The following is a 20,157-nucleotide window of genomic DNA, read 5'->3' as shown; positions in this document are numbered from 1 at the left end:
AAATTTCACGATCCAAAGAAAATGTGTGCATTGTAAACAAACATTCAATGCCAAAACCACTGTCACCCGATTTTGCGGTAAGCTGTGTAATAAACGTTTTAACGCTACAAAACAGAGAAATGAAAAGATTTGAAGCGGAAAATCTACAGCCTGTTATTTTGTCCGCTCAAGCAATGCAACCGCTTAAAAATGTAGAGTTTTTAGATACTCAAAAAGCTGCAATACTGCTTGGCGTATCGCGCAGCTTTATTTATTATTTAATAAACACTGGTAAACTCGTCGCCTACAATCTTTCCGTTCGCCGAACGATCATTCTAAAAAGGGACATCGAGCAGTTATTTCAATCGAAGTTACTTATGGCACCTCTTCCAAAAAAGCAGGTGTCCAAAATGCCCGTAATGGACGACTGTTATAATATGAGCGAGCTACACGAGAAATTTAAAATCTCAGACGCAGCGATATATAATTTAATCAAAAGAAATAACATAGATAAGTTCCAGGTAGGCCGATTCACTTATGTTTCCAAGAAAAATATTGATTCAATTTTATTTAATCAAATCTGATGGCAAACGTAACTATAAGAAGGAAATCGCTATCAAAAAGCCGCCAATCACTTTACCAGGACTATTCACCACCCATATTCAATCCATCCAAAAATAAACTTCAACGATATGAATATTTAAAACTGTTCATTTATGATAAACCTAATAGTAATATTGAAAGAAAGCATAATAAGGAAACAACAAAGTTAGCTGAGTGGGTTAGGCTTAAACGACATCTTGACGTACAGAGTGACAGGTTTGGGTTTTTATCTGAATCTAATAGGGGAGGTGATTTTATCAATTACTTTAAAAAATACACCGCAAGGCGTCAGAAGGCGGATTCTGATAACATGGCGATGGCTTTTCGGTATTTTGAGGATTTTATAACCAATAATAACCTGAAAACTTGTGATTTGAATGAATCAATATGTGAGGGTTTTAGATCTTATCTTTTGAGTGGTCCTGGAATCAGCTTTAGAGAAAAGCCAATTTCAAGAAATACAGGCGTTAGCTATTTTGCAAAATTTCGATCCGCTTTAAAAGAAGCGTTTAGCAAGGGATTGCTGGTGGAAGATTTCTATTCGTTAGTCAAGCCTATAAAAGCAAACGAAACACATCGCGAACGTTTGGAGTTGACGGAACTCCAAACATTAATATCGACGCCAATGGAACCAGACGTAATTAAGCGTGCTGCAATATTTTCTGCTTTAACAGGTCTTAGGTTTTCAGATGTTAAAGCCTTAAAATGGTCTGAGCTACGAGGTCAGCCTGGTAAGTACTACTTGCAATATCGCCAACAAAAAACGTTGGTTGCTGAATACATGCCAATTTCTGATGATGCTGTTACATTAATGGGCAGCAAAGGAAAGCTTCACGAAGCAGTTTTCAAAAACTTGAAATACTCTTCGATCAGAATTTTCTTAATAAGGTGGCTCGCAAAGGCTGGTATTAAAAAGAATATAACGTTCCATTGTTTCAGACACACCTATGCAACCTTACAACTTGAATTTGGAACGGATCTTTATACCGTTTCTAAGATGCTTGGTCATAAGCATATTAAAACAACGCAGGTTTATGCCAAAGTGGTGGATAGGAAAAAAAATCAAACGGTGAATAAAATTAAGGTAGATATAAGTAAGCTGAATAGGGTTGATTAGTTTTAGAGCCATCAATAAAAATGGGGCTGGTAGGTTTGATTCTGGCCCCTTTTTGTTAATTTGTATAGGACATCCTTTTTTTGATAAAGAATTAACAACTCCAATACGTAGAAAGGTTCGCTTTTTGCCGTTCCGAGAATATTAGCCAATAATTCAAATCCAAGCAAATTGAATCAAGCTATCAACTTCAGCTCAGCTTCATATTTTACCACTTCACATCCAGTTTAATTCCGCTATATTAGTCGGTCAGTCCTATAATGTTATTTCCTTTTATATCGGTTTCAAACAATGCGTTTAATTTTATTGATAACGGCTATTATCATAAGCGTCTTAAAAACAGCCGCTGCGCAAAACAGTCAATATCAATTTTCACATTTGGATATTACCGATGGGCTTTCAAACAATCAGGTAAATTGTATTTACAAGGATACGAAAGGTTTTATGTGGTTTGGGACCATGGCTGGCTTAAACCGATATGATGGTTATAAGTTCAAAATATTCAAAAATAACATCCGTGATACGACCTCTTTAAGTGATGATTTTATAATAAATATCGTAGAGGGACCCCTGAATAAGCTTTGGATACAAACACGCAATGGACTTAACATATATGACCCGCTAACCGAGCGGTTCGAACGAAATATTAACCGTACATTATTTGCTCTCTCCATTCCGGGTAACTCAATCAATAACGTAAAAAAAGACAGGTACGGCAATTTCTGGTTCTTGCATCCCACGCTTGGTGTTTATAAATATAATCCCAACACGAAAAAAACAATACATTTTGTACATAAGACCGGCGATACCACTTCGCTTTATGCTAATAGCCCAACAGATCTGTCAGAGGATTTAAATGGTGATATTTTACTGATCTATCAGAACGGAATTATTGAAAAGATAAATCATCATGCCAATAAAATCGATCAGAGAATTTACGCCGTTAACAAAATATTCAGCAATGAACAAAGTACGTTTAGGATTTTTATTGACCGCCAGAACGATTTATGGGTGTTTAATGTAAATAGTCCGCACGGTATATATTATCTGAATTTAAAACGTAATATCGTTAAGCACATCAATACAGCTTCTGCTGGCAGTCACTTAAATTCCGATGTTGTTACTAATATTATTCAGGATGACAAAAATACGATCTGGATAGCAACGGATAATGGCGGGATCAATCTTTTAAATAAAAGTGATTTCACAATTCAATATTTAGTAAAAAGGGAGGACAATAATAAAAGTTTGGCGCAAAATGCTACAATATCACTTTTTAAAGATAATACAGGAATTGTTTGGATAGGTACTGTTAAAGAGGGCATCAGTTATTATCACGGGGATATTATCAAGTTCCCCCTGTATAAACATTATTCCTCCGACCCCTCCAGCATAGGTTATGATGACATCAATAAGTTCGCTGAAGATAAAAAAGGCAACTTATGGATAGGCACTAATGGTAAAGGCCTTATTTATTTTAACAGAAAAGACGGCACTTTTAAGAGTTACTTGCACAATGCAGCCAATGCTAATAGCCTAGCCAATAATGTTATTGTTAGTTTATGTATGGACCATGAAAATAAGCTGTGGATTGGCACCTATTTTGGCGGGTTGGATTGTTATGACGGCAAGACTTTCACGCATTACCGGCACAACGACGCTATTCCCACAAGTATATCTGACAACAGCATATATGAGATCATGGAAGACTCTTCTCATCGCTTATGGATAGGAACGCTTAACGGCGGGCTTAATTTATTAGAACCTGGCAGCCAAGTCTTTAAATATTTTAAAAACGATACTCCCGGTTCTATTCTAAATAACTATATATCAGGTTTGGCAGAAGATGAAGACCACAATATATGGATCAGCACTTCCTACGGGATCAATGTCTTGCTGAATAAATCTCATAAATTCATTTATTATTTAGCCGACCCCAAAAACGGCAATAGCCTGATCAACGATAACGTCACCAATTTAACCGAAGATTCGAGGCATCTTTTCTGGATAGCTACCCGCAATGGCTTAAGTATTTTTGATAAATCAAAAAGGCAATTCACAAATCTCAGGAAAGAAGACGGACTACCCGATAACGCGATCCTGGATATATTAGAAGACGATAACCATAATATGTGGGTAAGCACACCCAATGGATTGTCGAACATTATAGTAAAACAACAAAATGGAAAATTGAAATTCCGGTTTGAAAACTATAATGAAACCGACGGTTTACAAGGGCGTGTATTTAATGAAAATGCATCGTTAAAGACAAAAAGCGGCGAACTGATTTTTGGAGGGCCGCATGGCTTTAATGTTTTTAACCCTTCATCGATAAAATTGAACAAAGGAGCCCCCAATTTAATCTTGACTGATTTTCAGCTTTACAACAAGAGTATAAATGCAGGCGACACTTTAAACGGGCATGTTGTACTTTCAAAATCTATAACGGAAACCAAAAACATAACCTTAAAATACAATGAAAGCGCCTTTTCGATTGAATTTGCAGATCTGAATTTTTTCAGTCCGGGTAAATCTAAACTGGAATATAAATTAGATGGCCTTGATAAAGAATGGATAACCAGCGACACGAGGATAAGAAAAGCTACCTATACCAACGTGGACGCTGGTAATTATGTGTTCCGGGTAAGGGCCTCAAACGCCGAAAGGATACCGAATACCGATAGTTTGACCTTAAGTATAAAAGTATTGCCCCCATTCTGGAAATCGCCAATAGCCTATGTTATTTATGTATTTTCCATACTTGGGATATTGTACTACATCCGCAAACAGGGCATTAGAAAAATAGAAACCCGCTTTGAGATTGAGCGTGAGCGAAAGGAAGCAAAAGATAAGCACGAGCTGGATTTAATGAAAATAGATTTTTTTACCAACGTTAGTCACGAATTCAGGACGCCTATTTCCTTGATTATGGCGCCGGTTGAAAAATTGCTAAAGCAGGCTGACGATAATTATAGCCGGCGAAAGCTTCAATTGATCCACGAAAACTCTAAGAGGTTGCTTAATATGATCAATCAGTTATTGGATTTTAGTAAAATAGCAGTAAAAAAACTTCAGCTTGACCTGCATGAAGCTGATATTATTAAAAGCATTAAAGAAGCATGCGATTTATTTATCGATGTGGCAGATAAAAAACATATCAGGTTTTCATTTAGGTGCGATATAGATTCGGTATTTGTGTTTTTCGATCAGGATAAAATTGAAAAAGTGCTTTTTAACCTGCTCTCCAACGCCGTTAAATTTACACCCGACTACGGTATTATTGGGGTGGAAGCAAAGCTGCTGGAAACCGACAGCAAAGAAATGACTTTGCTCGAAATCAGGGTGAAAGATTCAGGTATTGGTATCCCGGTTGAAAAGCATAATAAAATATTCGAGCGATTTTTTCAGAGTGACATGCCCGCTTCGTTAATTAACCAGGGAAGCGGGATTGGCTTATCAATTACAAAAGAGTTTGTTGATTTGATGGGCGGTATTGTTTCTGTTGAAAGTGAACCTGGAAAGGGAAGCTGTTTTATAGTTAGGCTGCCACTAAAAAAAACGGCAAAGAATAGCTTTGCCGGCGTTGAAAATATTCCTCAGGAAGTTGAAGTCCCTAAGCCTGACATGCCACGCCAGGAGAAGCGCAATAAAAATATTACCATTTTGATTGTAGAGGATAACCCCGATTTCAGGGCGTATCTCAAAGACGATCTGAGGCATCTATATACCATTGCCGAAGCTGCAAATGGTAAAGAAGGTTGGCAAAGGGCATTGGCTTTACATCCCGATTTGATCATCAGCGATATTAACATGGCCGAAATTGACGGCATTAATTTTTGCAAAAAGATCCGAAGCGATAAACGCACCGAACATATACCATTTATATTAATTACCGCTTTTACCGGCGATGAAAAGCAACTGGCCGGTTTGGAGACGGGGGCGAACGACTACCTTTCCAAGCCTTTTAATTTTGAAATACTACGTTTTAAGGTTCATAATCTGCTTAAAAACCATCAGTTAGTAAAAGAAACCTACCGAAGGCAAATTGAAGCTAAACCAGGCGATCTGGAGATCGAAACACCCGATACAAAATTCATGAAAAAGTTATTGACGGTCATTGAAGAAAATATTTCAAATGCCAGCTTTTCAGTTGAATTGCTAAGTAGCCAAATGAATATGAGCCATGGGGCTTTATATAATAAGGTATTTAAGCTTTCCGGCAAAACGCCGGTTGAGTTTATCAAGTCGGTAAGATTAAAAAGAGCCGTACAACTCCTGCTCACAAAACAATTTACCATAACGGAAATCTCCTATGAGGTAGGCTATAACGATGCGAAATATTTTTCTAAAGTATTTAAAGGAGAATTTTTGGTGACACCGTCCCAGTACCTCGACAGTATCGATTGATTTTTTTCTGCCTCGATCCCGACCCATTCAATAGTTTATAGTTGTGAAAAAAGCTGCTTTTGCAAAGGGCAGCCATAACCATTTTTTACCCCTGCATTTATTTTAATCTATTGATTATCAATGCGGTGGTTTTTAAGTAGCTGCATATTTTTCATACTAAACATCCAAATTATAGCTCTCCGTGATCTAAGCTCGCCGGTAACTTTACCCCAATATAATACAGCCAATTTATTATATGTAAAGCCCTGATTTATAAACCAACAACTTAGATTATGCCTAAAAAGTTACTATTTAAACGTTTAGCGTTTTTTGACCCTTTTCGTCCTGCGGGAATCCTTCTATTTAAGACTTCGCTGCTCGTAGGGTAGCCCCCATTTTAAAGCCTTTTTTATATAAGCCGATACGTGTACCGCCTAACTTTTTGGCGCAGTACCTGATCGGTGCATTAAATAATACTGAACACTAAATTTCAAACCCAATAAAGATCACCCTTTAAATTATGAAGAAAAAGCGACACTGAAAACTTAACAACCAAACCAAGTACAATAAACCAATTATTTGATTTCTATTAAAATTCCTTTATAAATGGAAAAAAGTTTACAAAAAAAATTAAGATACAGTATTTTGCTATTTATAGCAGCTATGTTTCTGGGCTTTTCAGCTTACGCGCAAAGCCAAAAGATCACAGGAAAGGTAACAAGCGCCGATAATTCCGAGCCACTTCCCGGCGTCAGCATCAAAATTAAAGACGGAAAAACCGGGGCGATATCGGGTGCCGATGGTACTTATGCCATCGACGCAAAACCGAGCGACGTGCTGGTATTCAGTTTTATCAGTTATGCCACTCAGCAAATATATGTAGGATCGCGTGGCATAGTTAACGTAGCGCTTACCCCATCCGTTAATGGCCTGGAGGAGGTTGTTGTAATTGGCTACGGTAAAGCGACAAGAAAAGATTTAACGGGCTCCATATCATCTGTCAGAGCAGCTGATATTGTACAAACGCAGCCTACAACAATAGACCAGGCTTTGCAGGGTAAAGCAGCCGGCGTTATCGTACAGCAAGTATCCGGGCAGCCGGGCGGGGATGTTAACATACAAATACGAGGCATAGGTGGCTTTACAAGTTCTCCGCCATTGTACGTTATTGATGGCGTACAGATCCCGCCTAATACACAATCCCCCATCTCCGGTAATGGTTCTAATCCGTTATCATCTCTCGATCCCTCCCAGATAGCCTCCATCGATATTTTAAAGGATGCTTCTGCTACCGCTATCTATGGTTCCCAGGCCTCAAATGGCGTGGTGATCATTACCACCAAAAGAGGGATTGCGGGCGCGGCTGCAATAAGCTACGATGGCTACTTTGGCTGGCAAAAGCTGCCAAAATATTATAACACGATGGACCTGCGGCAATACGCCACTTTTATGAATGAAAAAGCGGCCATCATCGGTTATGACGTTCGCCCGCAGTTTGCCAACCCACAGTATATGGGTCTCGGCACCAACTGGCAAAAGGCATTGTTCCGGACTGCTCCGGAGCAAAACCATAATGTGTCGATCAGCGGCGGCAACGACAAAACTAAATATTTTTTATCGGGCACTTACTTTTCCCAACAGGGAATCGCGTTAGGTTCAGATTTTAAGAGAGGTACACTTAAATTAAATTTAGATAATAAAACAACCAACTGGCTAAAAATAGGTACCAGTTTAGCTTTCGCCAGTGTATCTGAAAACGTAGCCACAAGCAATACCGGGGTAATTTTGCAGGCATTGCGGCAAACCCCCGATGTTGAAGTAAAAAACCCTGATGGTACCTGGGGCGGCAACGATCCGAATATATATGGCGCATACGGGGTTAACCCATTTGCTATAGCTACCATATTGACCGACGTAAAAAGCAGGTACCAGTTGATTGGAAATGCCTATGCTGAAATTCAATTTACAAAAGACCTTTCCCTGCGCAATGAAGTATCCGGAAATTTTGATTTTGCTGATGAAGATTACTTTAATCCTACTTACACGATGGGCGCTTATACCAGGACTTCTAACTCGGGAACAACCACCAGCGGCAAAAATCTTTATAAATCGATCACAAATTACCTGACCTACCAGCATACGTTCAATAAGAAATACTACGTGAGTACAACCGCCGGGCATGAGGCCCAGAAGGTTAACACCAGTTCAGTTTCGGCGAGCAGGACCAATTTTGTGAGCAACAGCGTTACAACAATAAGCAGCGGCGATCCAACTACCGCAACTAACACAGGTGTTAAAGGTAGTGGCGCATTGGAAGCTTATTTTGGGCGGGCAAACTTTACTTATGATGATAAGTATTTATTAACCGCAACAATCCGCAGGGATGGTACGTCAAAGATCGACTCTGCGAACAGGTGGAATACGTCTTACTCTGGCGCCATCGCCTGGAGAATTAACCAGGAGACCTTTTTGAAAAATGTAAGATCAATAAACGATTTGAAACTCAGGCTAAGTTACGGTTTGGTAAATAACCAGAACATTGCTGAATATGCTTACGGCTCAACATTAACCACCGTGGCTACAGGGCTTTCAGGCAATTCACAGTTAACTGCCACATTAGGGAATCCCGACATAAAATGGGAAACAACAAAATCTTACAATCTTGGTTTGGATGCAAGCTTTTTAAATAACAGGATTGAATTTTCTGGTGATGTTTACTACCGCAAGACAAATAATTTATTATTGAGCCTTACCGAACCTTATTATTCGGGCACGTATGCTGCAGGCGGATACTCGCCAGGCGCAGTGCTGGCCCCTTACGTTAATATTGGATCTGTTAGCAATAAAGGATTTGAGTTTACGCTGACAACCACCAACATTAAATCAAAAAACCTGAGCTGGAGAACCAGCCTGGTCTATTCGCAAAACAAAAACACCGTTTTGGCGCTGGCACCCGGAACACCGGCCATTTACGGTGCCAATTCCAAAACAGTTGTAGGAGGCTCAATAGGCGAGTTTTATGGATATCAAACATTGGGTATATACAAAAATGCGGCTGATTTTGCTAAATACCCTGCCGTGTGGCAAAATGGAAGCGGCCCGATTCCTATTACGCCGGGCTCTGGCGGGGTTTGGGTAGGCGATGTTATTTTTAAAGATAACAACAACGACGGTAAAATAGACGCCAACGATCAAACCCATTTAGGTTCGCCGCTGCCCAAATTTCAATATGGCATAACCAATACCGTTACTTATAAAAACTTTGATTTAACCGTTTTTATGACCGGCGAATACGGCAATAAAGTTTATAATCAGGTAAAAGTAGCCGGGAATGACCCCAATCAAAATTTTGGTTATTTCGCATCAGTACTTAATTATTCCAGGATTGGTCTAATTAGCCCTACTGGTTCCACATCGGATATTAACAATGTTTACATTACTAATTCGGGCACCAATATCACAAGGATCAGCCAAAGCAGCGGTGATCAAAACACCATCTTTTCCGACAGATATGTTGAAGACGGCTCTTTCCTGAAGTGCAAAAGCATAGCGCTTGGCTATAAATTCTCGCCAAGTCTTTTATCAAAAATTCACATAAGATCATTGCGGGTATACTGCAATTTATCTAATGTGTTTACGATCACAAAATACACAGGGTACGATCCTGAAATTGGTTCATGGAACCCCTTAAATGCAGGTATCGACAACGGTTATTATGCGCAGCCCCGCGTTTTGACCATTGGAGCCAACATATCCCTAAATAATTAAAAATTACTATTATGAAGCAGCTAAAAATATTTATTTCTTTATTAATTGTGATTGTGGTGGCAAACGGTTGCAAAAAGGAATTCCTCAACAGGCCACCTTTAACCGGCATCACAACCGATAACTTTTATAAAAGCACGGCCGACTTAAGACTGGCTACAGCCGCTATTTACGCGCAGCCATGGTTTAACTGGAACAATTTCGGCTACCTTGGTATTGGCGACGTTATGGGCGGTAACATGATGGCGCCTTACAATCCGCAACTCGTACAGTATACCACATTTTCACTAACCAGTGATAACAGTGACCTTGCAAATGCATGGCAAGGTTTTTTTGATATTGTTGCCCACTGTAACATCAATATAAAAGCCATCAACACAAAATTACCCGATAGTGTATCGGTAAAAAGTAAAAATGGTGCACTTGGCGAGTTAAGGTTTTTACGGGCCGCTGCTTATTTTCATATTGCCCAGTTATGGGGGGCTGTGCCGATCATTGAAGATAACGACAAACTAATTGCAAACCCTCTGGTGCCTCGCCACAAGCTTACTGATGTTTACAGGTTCATCATAAACGATTTAAGGTTTGCCACGACCAATTTGCCCACTTCAGATCAGCCGGGCAGGGTAACAACCTGGTCTGCACAAGGAATGCTGGCAAAGGTATATTTAACCAGGGCCGGTTTGGGCCAAAGTGGTACCAGGAACCAAACTGATCTGGACAGCGCCGCCTATTTTGCGGGCAATGTATGTAAGACAAGTGGCTTATCGCTTTTAGCAAATTATTACAACCTGTTCCGTACACAGTACAATGACAATCCGGAATCTTTATTCGCATTTCAATGGGCCCCCGGAGTTGGTTATGGTAACGGCAATAGTATTCAGACTTTTTTTGCTCCAAGTCCCCTGCTTATAACAGGCGGTGGCGGCTGGGGCGGCTCCTATGGTCCGACCATTGATTTGGCCAATTTATACACTCCGCAGGATTCTGTCCGCCGTAAAGCAACCTTTATGCTTACAGGTGATCATTACCCCGAATTAAATGCCGCAGCCGGTGGGTATATATCCGGTGGCTGCAATGTGAAAAAACATATTGTAGGCACTGCCGCGGATAACAACTCCCCAACAATGGACCTATGGTCATCCATTGAACACAATACCGTATTGCGCTTAGCTGATGTGTATTTAATTTATGCGGAAGCATTAATGGGCAATAACAACTCAACCACGAACGGGCAGGCATTGCAATATTTCAATGCGGTGAGAACAAGGGCGGGAGTATCTGCGGTAACCAGCATTACCACTACGTCGTTGATGAATGAACGAAGAATCGAACTGGCATTTGAAGGCCAGCACTGGTTTGATTTGGTCCGTCTTTCCTATTATAACCCACAGGAGGCAGTTAATTCACTTAATAAGCAAACAAGGCAGCAGTTTACATATGATCCAGGCACCGGTATAAAAACACCTGTTGCAAGTGGCCTGGTTATTACACCTGCAACAATTGCAAACTTCACATTGCCGATACCAGCGAATGACCAAACCGCCGACCCATTATTATTGCAAGCACCTGTGGCTTATTATAAATAGAATTAAAGCATTTTTTATTAAATAAAAATCATGAAAAAACTATTCCCAAAAAGCAATTATTGTTTATTGCTTGTTTTACTCGCAGCTGTGTTTTTTGCCCAGTCAGGCTGCAAAAAAGAAGCATCGTCATCCACCGGGATGCCTGCAATCACATCCATACGCAATTATGTTGCACATCCCGGCGATTCCCTTTTAAGCAAAGTTGGCACCGGCCAGTGGGTTGTTATTTCCGGTCAAAACTTAAAAGGTGCCCTCCGTATTTATTTTAACGGTGTTCCTGCTTCATTTAATGATGCCTGGTTCTCTGATACCAGCGCTATCGCATTGATCCCTGCTGTTATCGCTTTTCCAACAGTAGCCGCAAAGGAGCTAAATACCGTACGTTATGTTACTACACATGGCGAAACCACGTTTTCTTTTCCTATTGTAGCTCCCGCACCCACCATTTCCGGTATTTCAAATGAGAACGCTAATCCCGGAGATTCGGTTACCATAAATGGGTTGAACTTTTTCTATGTTCAAAGTTTAACTTATGCTGGTTTGCCCGTAACCGGTTATACTTCGTCAAACGATGGTACAGCCATTAAATTAGTCGTGCCAGCCGCGGTTACGCAAACCGGTGGAATTGTTTCGGTTACTACAAAATCAGGCTCGGCTACTACCGTTTATAACGTTCATGATTTTGTTGATGGTGTGCTGAATAATTACGATAACGTCAATAATTTCAGCTGGGGCTCCGGAACTTCAAACAGCTCTGCAACCTATCCCGGAAATAACGACAATTATGGTATAATGAACGCGTCGAACGTTGGTGGCGGAGATGGCTCCTGGTGGAATTGGGCCCGGTCAATTAATCTCAATTCGGTTCAGTGGGTGCCTGTCGCCAACCTGCAGGATCCAGTGGGTAATTATGCTTTAAAGTTTGAAATATCGGTCACTACGCCCTGGACAGGCGGCACAATCGGGATTTTAAAGGATTATTCCTGGAATTATGCAGTCAACTACAATCCATGGAAAAAAGGCAATGGCTCAACAACTGCCTTTACAACAAAAGGCTGGCAAACAGTAACCATGCCATTATCAAGCTTTGTAAATGGTTCGGGCCTTCCTGCCGCAAACCTGACTGATTTACTTGGCTCAGGTGGAGCGGGTGGCGTAAACTTTTTCTTTGTAAACAATGGTTCAACAACCGTTGCCTCGTTTGAAGCTGCAATTGACAATATCCGTATCGTAAAAATTAAATAAAAGCTTGTTTTAGTTGGTTAATATAATGCCATGGGCCTTTGAGAGGGCCCTGGCATTTTTTTATGATCAGTACAATTTGTTAACATAAATGACAGGAATCATACCAATCCAATCATACCACAATTCTACTTTAAACCGGATTTAAAACGCAATTGAACAAATAAGTCAGTGTAATTCACATATTATAAACAAATACATATAACGAATGGCCAATACCCATAAAAGTTGTCTTTTAGGCTGTGCATTAGCACTGCTAACTGTAGGCTCAGCCAAAGCGCAAAGCCTTGTAAATACTGCAACAGAAGTAAAGATCAACAAGCTGATCAAAAAAATGACTTTAGAGGAAAAAGTGAACATGATACATGCAAGTTCATCATTCACATCCGGCGGGATAAAACGCTTAGGAATCCCCGAACTGGTTATGTCTGATGGGCCACATGGTGTGCGTTCAGAGCATGGCCGGGGCTACGATGCAATCGCCAATGTTAACGATGCAGGCACCTATTTGCCTACAGGCAATACGTTAGCTGCTACCTGGAACCCTGCATTAGGGTACGCTTTCGGCGCGGTATTGGGCAGCGAAGCGAAATATAGGGGCAAGGATGTAATACTGGGCCCTGGTATCAACATTATACGATCACCGTTAAACGGGCGAAATTTTGAGTACCTGAGCGAAGACCCATACCTGATATCGCAGATGGCAGTCGGTTATATTAAAGGCGTACAGGATCAGGGTATATCCGCCTGTATAAAACACTTCGCCGCTAATAACGAAGAGGTTGACCGGGGAACCGTTGACGTTCAGATGAGTGAACGAGCCTTGCGCGAAATTTACCTCCCGGGTTTTAAAGCAGCCATCACGCTTGGCGGTGTGAATACTGCCATGGGTTCTTATAATAAGTTTCGGGGACAGTATGCTACGGAGAATGCATATCTGATAAACAACATACTGAAAGGAGAATGGGGATTTAAAGGCGTCTTGATGAGCGATTGGGGTGCTGTGCACAATACGATGGAAGCCCTGCAAAATGGTACCGACCTGGAAATGGGCACTGATCTGAATATGTTGCCCAATCCCAATTATCACAAGTTTTTTATGGGTGATACCGTGATCAGCCTTGTTAAAAGTGGCAAAGTACCGGTAGCCCTTATTGACGATAAAGTGCGACGCATACTGCGGATAATGTACAAAACCCACATGCTTGGTGGCGCAGCCCGCACACCCGGAGCTTACAATACCGTTAAGCACCAGCAAACGGCATTAAAAATAGCCGAAGAAGGTATTGTATTATTGAAAAATGAAGGCCAGGTACTGCCGCTTAAAAAATCGGTAATAAAAAGTATAGCCGTTATAGGTAATAATGCCGACCGGGAAAATGCTTACGGTGGAGGCAGCTCGCAGGTTAAGGCTAAATATGAAATCACACCGTTGCACGGTTTGAGGAATTTATTGGGTAATAACGTAAATGTACAATATGCCCAGGGCTATAAAATAGCAAAAGACGCCGTCGCTGATCCGCAGTTAATACAGCAAGCCGTTGACGCGGCCGCAAAAGCCGATGCAGCCATCATATTTTGCGGATGGACGCATGGCTACGATTACAATGCATGGGGTGATAATGCTTTTGATGCAGAGGGTGTTGACAAACCCAACATGAATATGCCTTTTGGGCAGGACGAACTGATAAAGGCCGTATTGAAAGCCAATCCTAACACTGTAGTGGTATTAATGGGCGGCGGCCCGATAGATATTAGCCAATGGGTAAGCCAAAGTAAAGCTATTATTGAAGGCTGGTACCCCGGTATGGAAGGTGGCAATGCGTTAGCTAAGATTATTTTTGGCGAGGTTAACCCATCAGGCAAGTTGCCAATGACATTCCCTAAAAAACTGGAAGACTCGCCCGCGCATAAATTGGGTGAATTTCCGGGCGTAAATGGCACGGTACATTATAACGAAGGCATATTTGTAGGCTACCGTTATTTTGATACCTATAAAATTGAACCCCAGTTTGCTTTTGGTCATGGTTTATCATATACAACATTTGATTATAGTAAGCTTACAGTACAAAGGGGTGCCGGTAAAAAAGTAGTAGTTAAATTTATGATAAAAAATACAGGTAAACTTGCAGGTGCAGAGGTAGCACAGTTATACGTAAAACAAGCCAAACCATCTGTTGATCGCCCTGATAAAGAATTAAAAGCATTTAAGAAAGTGTTTTTGCAACCTGGCGAAAGCAAAGAGATTAGCGTTACCCTTAATCAGGATTCGTTTTCTTACTATGATGAAAAAAGGAATATATGGGTTGCTGATGGCGGTCAATATAATATTTTGGTAGGCAGTTCATCCAGAGATATTCGTATTAGTAAAAACATGGACTTATAAAGCACATCAATACTTCATTGACATAACGTCATCTTTAAAATGCCAAAGCCTCTGCCAGATAATGGTCAGGGGTTTTGTTGGGATAAATAGAATCTTTTTCGACCTTACTCAAATAAGATTGGATCATTGAGGCACTAAAGGTCATTAAGTGTGAATGCTTTTCAAATGTTATCTGATTTGAAAAGCTGGATATACGAGTTTTGTTACTTAAAGTGATTTAACCAATTGATATTCAGCACTATGATATTATCTGTTAGAAAATGCTTGAAAAAAGTTACTAACGTATTTATTTTCAATGAAATAATGTATATATTCTTTCTTGTTACTCATTTGTTGCTCAAACCTCATAACTATCTGATAATCATTTGGTAAGTACTTTTTGTATCGGCAAGTAGGCCATGGACGTGCCGCCAATTTTTTTAATGGGATAATCCGGATAGCCTCCTAAACGACAACCTGTAACAATCCTCATTTCACTGCAAGTCGTACCATAACATCGGCAACTCGTTTGCTTCAGAGGGAGGTTATTTATATGCTGGTGATTAGATAAGGAATTGCCACTTTTACCTCGTTAATTACGAATTTATCTTACTTTTATGCTATCTAAGTGTACTGGCTTGCTAAAGGCCGGGTTGCTGGTTTCGAAAATCTCAACTAAGTTTTAATGCGTGTAAAATTTTATATTGTTGTTTCAGTGTTGTTGTTTGCTTACACGAACAATTTTGCGCAAAACAGCCAATACCAATTTTCGCGTCTCAATAAAAGCAACGGACTATCTCATAACCGAGTTAATTGCATATTTAAAGATACACAAGGCTTCATGTGGTTCGGCACGACGTCGGGCCTTAACCGTTATGACGGTTATACTTTTAAAGTATTTAAGCACGACGTAAATAATAAAAACTCCATTAATAATGACGATATAATTGGTATTTGGGAAGGGCCCGAAAAAAAAATATGGATAAGAACGCGGGCCGGATATTCGTTTTATGATCCCGAAACGGAGCAGTTTAACAATGATGTATTGCCCATACTCTATTCTTTCAAACTTCCCGGGTATACGTTCGCTTCCAAAATACTCCACAACGGCAATGGCGACTTCTGGTTTTTGTGCCCCGACTCGGGCCTTTACAGGTATAACGAGCTGAAGAAAACTGCCAGGCGTTATTATCATCACCATAGTTCCAAGCCATCATTATATTCAAATTCTGTTACAGACATGGAGCAGGATGCAAGCGGCAATATTTGGCTTGCTTATGACGACGGCGTAGTGGAGCTATTTGATGTAAAACGCAACGCAATTACGTACCATACAGATATTTTTAAAAAAGCTGCTAATAACAGGGGCAGGGTCTACTCGATAACTATTGATAGTGATGGCGATCTCTGGGTGTTTAACCCCAATATGGATTCCGGCGTTTATTATTACAGCCCCCGTACGGGGCGGTTCCGATACATCACAAAAGAGTCGGCAGAAACACCGCTTACGTCGAACGACATTACTAGTATTATTCAGGCCGACGACGGCCTTATGTGGATCTCCGCTGATCATGGCGGAATAAACTTATTGGATAAAAAAAGCGGCAAAATTACTTATTTACTAGATAGGGAAGATGACACAAAATCGTTGGGACAAAATACCGTGGCGCTTTACAAAGACAACACAGGCATTATGTGGGCCCGCACTGTTAGGGAGGGGGTGAATTATTATCATAAAAATATTATCAGGTTCCCGTTATACAGGCATTTTTCCTCGGATCCCCGGAGTCTTAGCTTTGAAGACATTAATAAATTTGCAGAAGATAAAAAGGGTAACTTATGGATCGGGACCAATGGAGGCGGTTTAATTTATTTTGATCGCAAAACAGGTAAGTTTACCCAGTATAAACACGATCCGGCAAACCCGAACAGCCTCAGCAGTGATATTATAGTAAGCTTATGTATCGACCATAATCAACAACTATGGATAGGTACGTATTTTGGCGGGTTGGACCATTTTGACGGGAAAAAATTTATCCACTACAAACATAATGACAAGGTGCCCACGAGCATTGCTGATGACCGCGTGTGGAATATCCTGGAAGATTCATCAAACCGGTTATGGATAGGCACTTTTGCGGCGGGTTTGCAAATATTTGACAGGGACAAAAAAATATTTTTGCCTCCCTTTAAGCAAACGGATATCAGGTGCTTGCTTACAGCCACTTTATTTGAGGACAAACTGGGAAACATTTGGACCGCTGGGTATTTTGGCGTAGATAAAATATTAAAAAATGGGCGTGGCGTTACACATTATAATGCAAAGAAAAACGACCCTAACAGTTTGATAAGTGATGACATCCGTAGTATTACGCAGGATAGCCGTGGCCTGATGTGGATAGCGACAGGGGACGGACTGAGCATACTGAACCCCGAAACCAACCGTTTTATCTCGCTGACGAAAAAGGACGGGTTGCCCGACAACCAGGTTTTGAATGTATTGGAAGATAACATGGGGGCCATGTGGGTAAGTACATCAAACGGGCTGGGCCGGATAACATTGACACCAGGCAATGGCACCTATAAATTTCAATTTGAACGTTTTGATGAAACAGACGGCTTGCAGGGCGGGGAGTTCATAGTAAATGCAGCTTTAAAAACCAATACAGGGGAATTGGTATTTGGCGGCTCGCACGGCTTCAATATTTTTGATCCACTGAGTATACATCCCAATATAGATAAGCCTAAATTAATTTTCACCGGTTTTCAGCTATTTAACAAGAATATAGCAGCCAATGAAGAAATTGATGGCCATGTTGTATTATCTAAAGCAATTTCGGCCACACAGGAGATAACGCTGAAGCACAGCGAGAATGTGTTTACCATTGAGTTTGCTGCCTTGAATTTTTTTAACCCCAATAAAATAACGCATCAGTATATGATGGAGGGGTTCGATAAAGGGTGGCTCACTGCAGACAATGCTACCCTGAAAGCTACCTATACCAACCTTGACGGAGGCGATTATACCTTTAAGGTAAGGGCTATTGGCCAGGAGGGGAAATGGAAACCCAGCTATATAAAATTAAAAATCAAAGTATTGCCGCCATTCTGGAAATCTACTTTAGCTTATGTTATTTACCTGCTGCTGATTACCGGGGCCCTCTTTTTTATACGCCGGCGCGGAATACAAAAAATAAGAAGACAATTTATAGCAGAGAAAGAAAAAATTATAGCAGAGAATGAAAAATTTATAGCAGAGAAAGAAAAACAGGAAGCAAAATTGATAATTGAACAGGAGAGGCAGGAAATTAAGCGAATGCAAGACCTGGATCAGTTGAAAACTAAATTTTTGACCAACGTAAGCCACGAGTTCAGAACGCCGATTTCGCTGATCATGGCACCGGTCGAAAAAATGCTTACCCGCGCTGACCAGGAACAGAAGCAACAGCTGGGCATGATAGGGAAAAACGCCCGGCGATTGTTGAACATGGTAAACCAGCTGCTCGATTTTAGAAAGATGGAAGTTCAGGAGTTGAAACTCCATAGCAAGCCTGGGGATATTGTGAAGTTCATCAACGAGATATACCTTTCATTTACTGATATCGCTGAACAAAAAAAGATCAATTTTATTTTTGATACCACGGTCGATTCGCTGTTTGCCAATTTTGACCATGATAAGATAGAAAGGATATTGTTTAACGTGCTTTCAAATGCCTTTAAATTTACACAGCCTGGCGGCCAGGTAAGCCTGTTGCTTAATGTAGATAGCGAAGCCGGCGATGCCCCGCTTGAAATTAGGGTGATCGATACCGGTATTGGTATTCCGCATGAAAAACAGGGTAAAATTTTCGAGCGTTTTTTTCAACACGATATTCCGGAGTCGATGATCAACCAGGGCAGCGGCATCGGCCTGGCAATTACGCATGAGTTTGTAAAGATGCACGGAGGCGAAATAATTGTTGAGAGCGAGCCTGGTTATGGAAGTTGTTTCATTATTAGACTACCCTTGCCAGTAAATGATAGTTTATTGACATCCATGAACCTTCCTGATGAAATTGAAAATGGATGGATAGCCGTCAGGCAAACCGAAGAGGAAAAGGTTTTGACGAAACCGCAATATCCCGATAAAAAGCCAGTAGTATTGTTAGTAGAGGATAATGAAGACTTTCGTTTTTATTTGAAAGACAACCTTAAAGGTATATTTTTCATTATCGAGGCTACAAACGGTAAGGAAGGATGGCAAAAAGCTTTGTCTCAGCACCCGGACATTATGGTAAGCGACATCAGTATGCCCGAAATGAATGGCATTGACCTCTGTAAAAAAATGAAAAGTGATAAACGGACTTCGCATATTCCGATTATTATGCTAACTGCTTTAACTGGTGAGGAGGAGCAATTAAAAGGATTGGAAATTGGTGCTAATGATTATATGACCAAACCTTTCAACTTCGAGATACTGCTTTCAAGGATCAGAAATCTATTGACCCTGCAGGACACATTTAAGCAAACGTATCAAAAACAGATGAATGTTGCTTTACAGGAAGAAGCTATAGAGTCTGAAGATGAAAAGCTTTTCAGAAACGTAGTTGAATATATTGAGCAGAACATTTCAAATGAAAAACTTTCTGTTGTAGAATTAAGCCGCCAGGTGAACATGAGCAGGGGAACACTTTATAAAAAGCTGTTAACGATTACAGGTAAATCACCTGTTGAATTTATCCGTTCGGTAAGGCTGAAAAAAGCAGCGTATTTGCTGGAGAATAGCCAGAAGACTATAAGCCAAATATCCTACGAAGTTGGCTTTTACGCGCCCAAATATTTTACAAAACTATTCAAGGATGAATATAAAGTCGTTCCGTCTGACTACGTCAATAGCGTTCGTCAAAATAGAATTTCGACAAAAGCCAACAATAAATAGTAAGCCAAACTTTATCCGTATTTATTTTTTACCTCTGTTCCTAAATACCATTATCCCAGTAGCTGTTCGTTAATTTGTTTGTTATTATTTGGGTTAAAATAAATTTAAAAAGAAATGTTTAACTAATTGTATATTTAACTATCTTATTTACAATTAGTTATCTACAATTGCACATTTGCGGTACATTCCCGCACAA

The 20,157-nt window shown here is 40.4% G+C and carries 8 protein-coding genes; all 8 read left to right on the top strand.

Annotation, left to right across the window (positions count from 1 at the left end):
* The first annotated feature begins 47 nt into the window (after positions 1 to 47).
* The 8 genes from AC1DYT_RS21040 (at position 48) to AC1DYT_RS21005 (ending at position 19,961) form a co-directional block, all read left to right on the top strand.
* Positions 48 to 563, top strand: coding sequence for a helix-turn-helix domain-containing protein (locus AC1DYT_RS21040; RefSeq protein WP_477471489.1), 516 nt, complete (start codon positions 48 to 50; stop codon positions 561 to 563).
* Positions 563 to 1,699 carry a site-specific integrase gene (locus tag AC1DYT_RS21035; protein WP_477471488.1) on the top strand — a complete coding sequence of 379 codons (1,137 nt, stop codon included), beginning with the start codon at positions 563 to 565 and terminating at the stop codon, positions 1,697 to 1,699. Before AC1DYT_RS21040 ends, AC1DYT_RS21035 begins: the two co-directional genes overlap by 1 nt.
* Before the next feature lie 288 nt (positions 1,700 to 1,987).
* Positions 1,988 to 6,103, top strand: coding sequence for a two-component regulator propeller domain-containing protein (locus tag AC1DYT_RS21030; RefSeq protein ID WP_477471487.1), 4,116 nt, complete (start codon positions 1,988 to 1,990; stop codon positions 6,101 to 6,103).
* 585 nt (positions 6,104 to 6,688) lie between these two features.
* Entirely contained in the window at positions 6,689 to 9,850 is a 3,162-nt protein-coding gene (locus AC1DYT_RS21025) for a SusC/RagA family TonB-linked outer membrane protein (RefSeq protein ID WP_477471486.1), read from the top strand.
* Between the two features lie 224 nt (positions 9,851 to 10,074).
* Positions 10,075 to 11,436 carry a RagB/SusD family nutrient uptake outer membrane protein gene (locus tag AC1DYT_RS21020; RefSeq protein ID WP_477471485.1) on the top strand — a complete coding sequence of 454 codons (1,362 nt, stop codon included), beginning with the start codon at positions 10,075 to 10,077 and terminating at the stop codon, positions 11,434 to 11,436.
* A 30-nt stretch (positions 11,437 to 11,466) separates the two neighbouring features.
* Positions 11,467 to 12,681: a glycan-binding surface protein gene (locus AC1DYT_RS21015; RefSeq protein WP_477471484.1), complete on the top strand. Its 1,215-nt coding sequence runs from the start codon at positions 11,467 to 11,469 to the stop codon at positions 12,679 to 12,681.
* A gap of 205 nt (positions 12,682 to 12,886) precedes the next feature.
* Complete coding sequence (locus tag AC1DYT_RS21010; protein WP_477471483.1) at positions 12,887 to 15,064, top strand: glycoside hydrolase family 3 C-terminal domain-containing protein; 2,178 nt, start codon at positions 12,887 to 12,889, stop codon at positions 15,062 to 15,064.
* Between the two features lie 664 nt (positions 15,065 to 15,728).
* Entirely contained in the window at positions 15,729 to 19,961 is a 4,233-nt protein-coding gene (locus AC1DYT_RS21005) for a hybrid sensor histidine kinase/response regulator transcription factor (protein ID WP_477471482.1), read from the top strand.
* Positions 19,962 to 20,157 lie beyond the last annotated feature (196 nt).

It is taken from the genome of Mucilaginibacter sp. P1_D10 (assembly GCF_056406215.1).
This window is presented reverse-complemented; position numbering and strand designations above follow the sequence as displayed.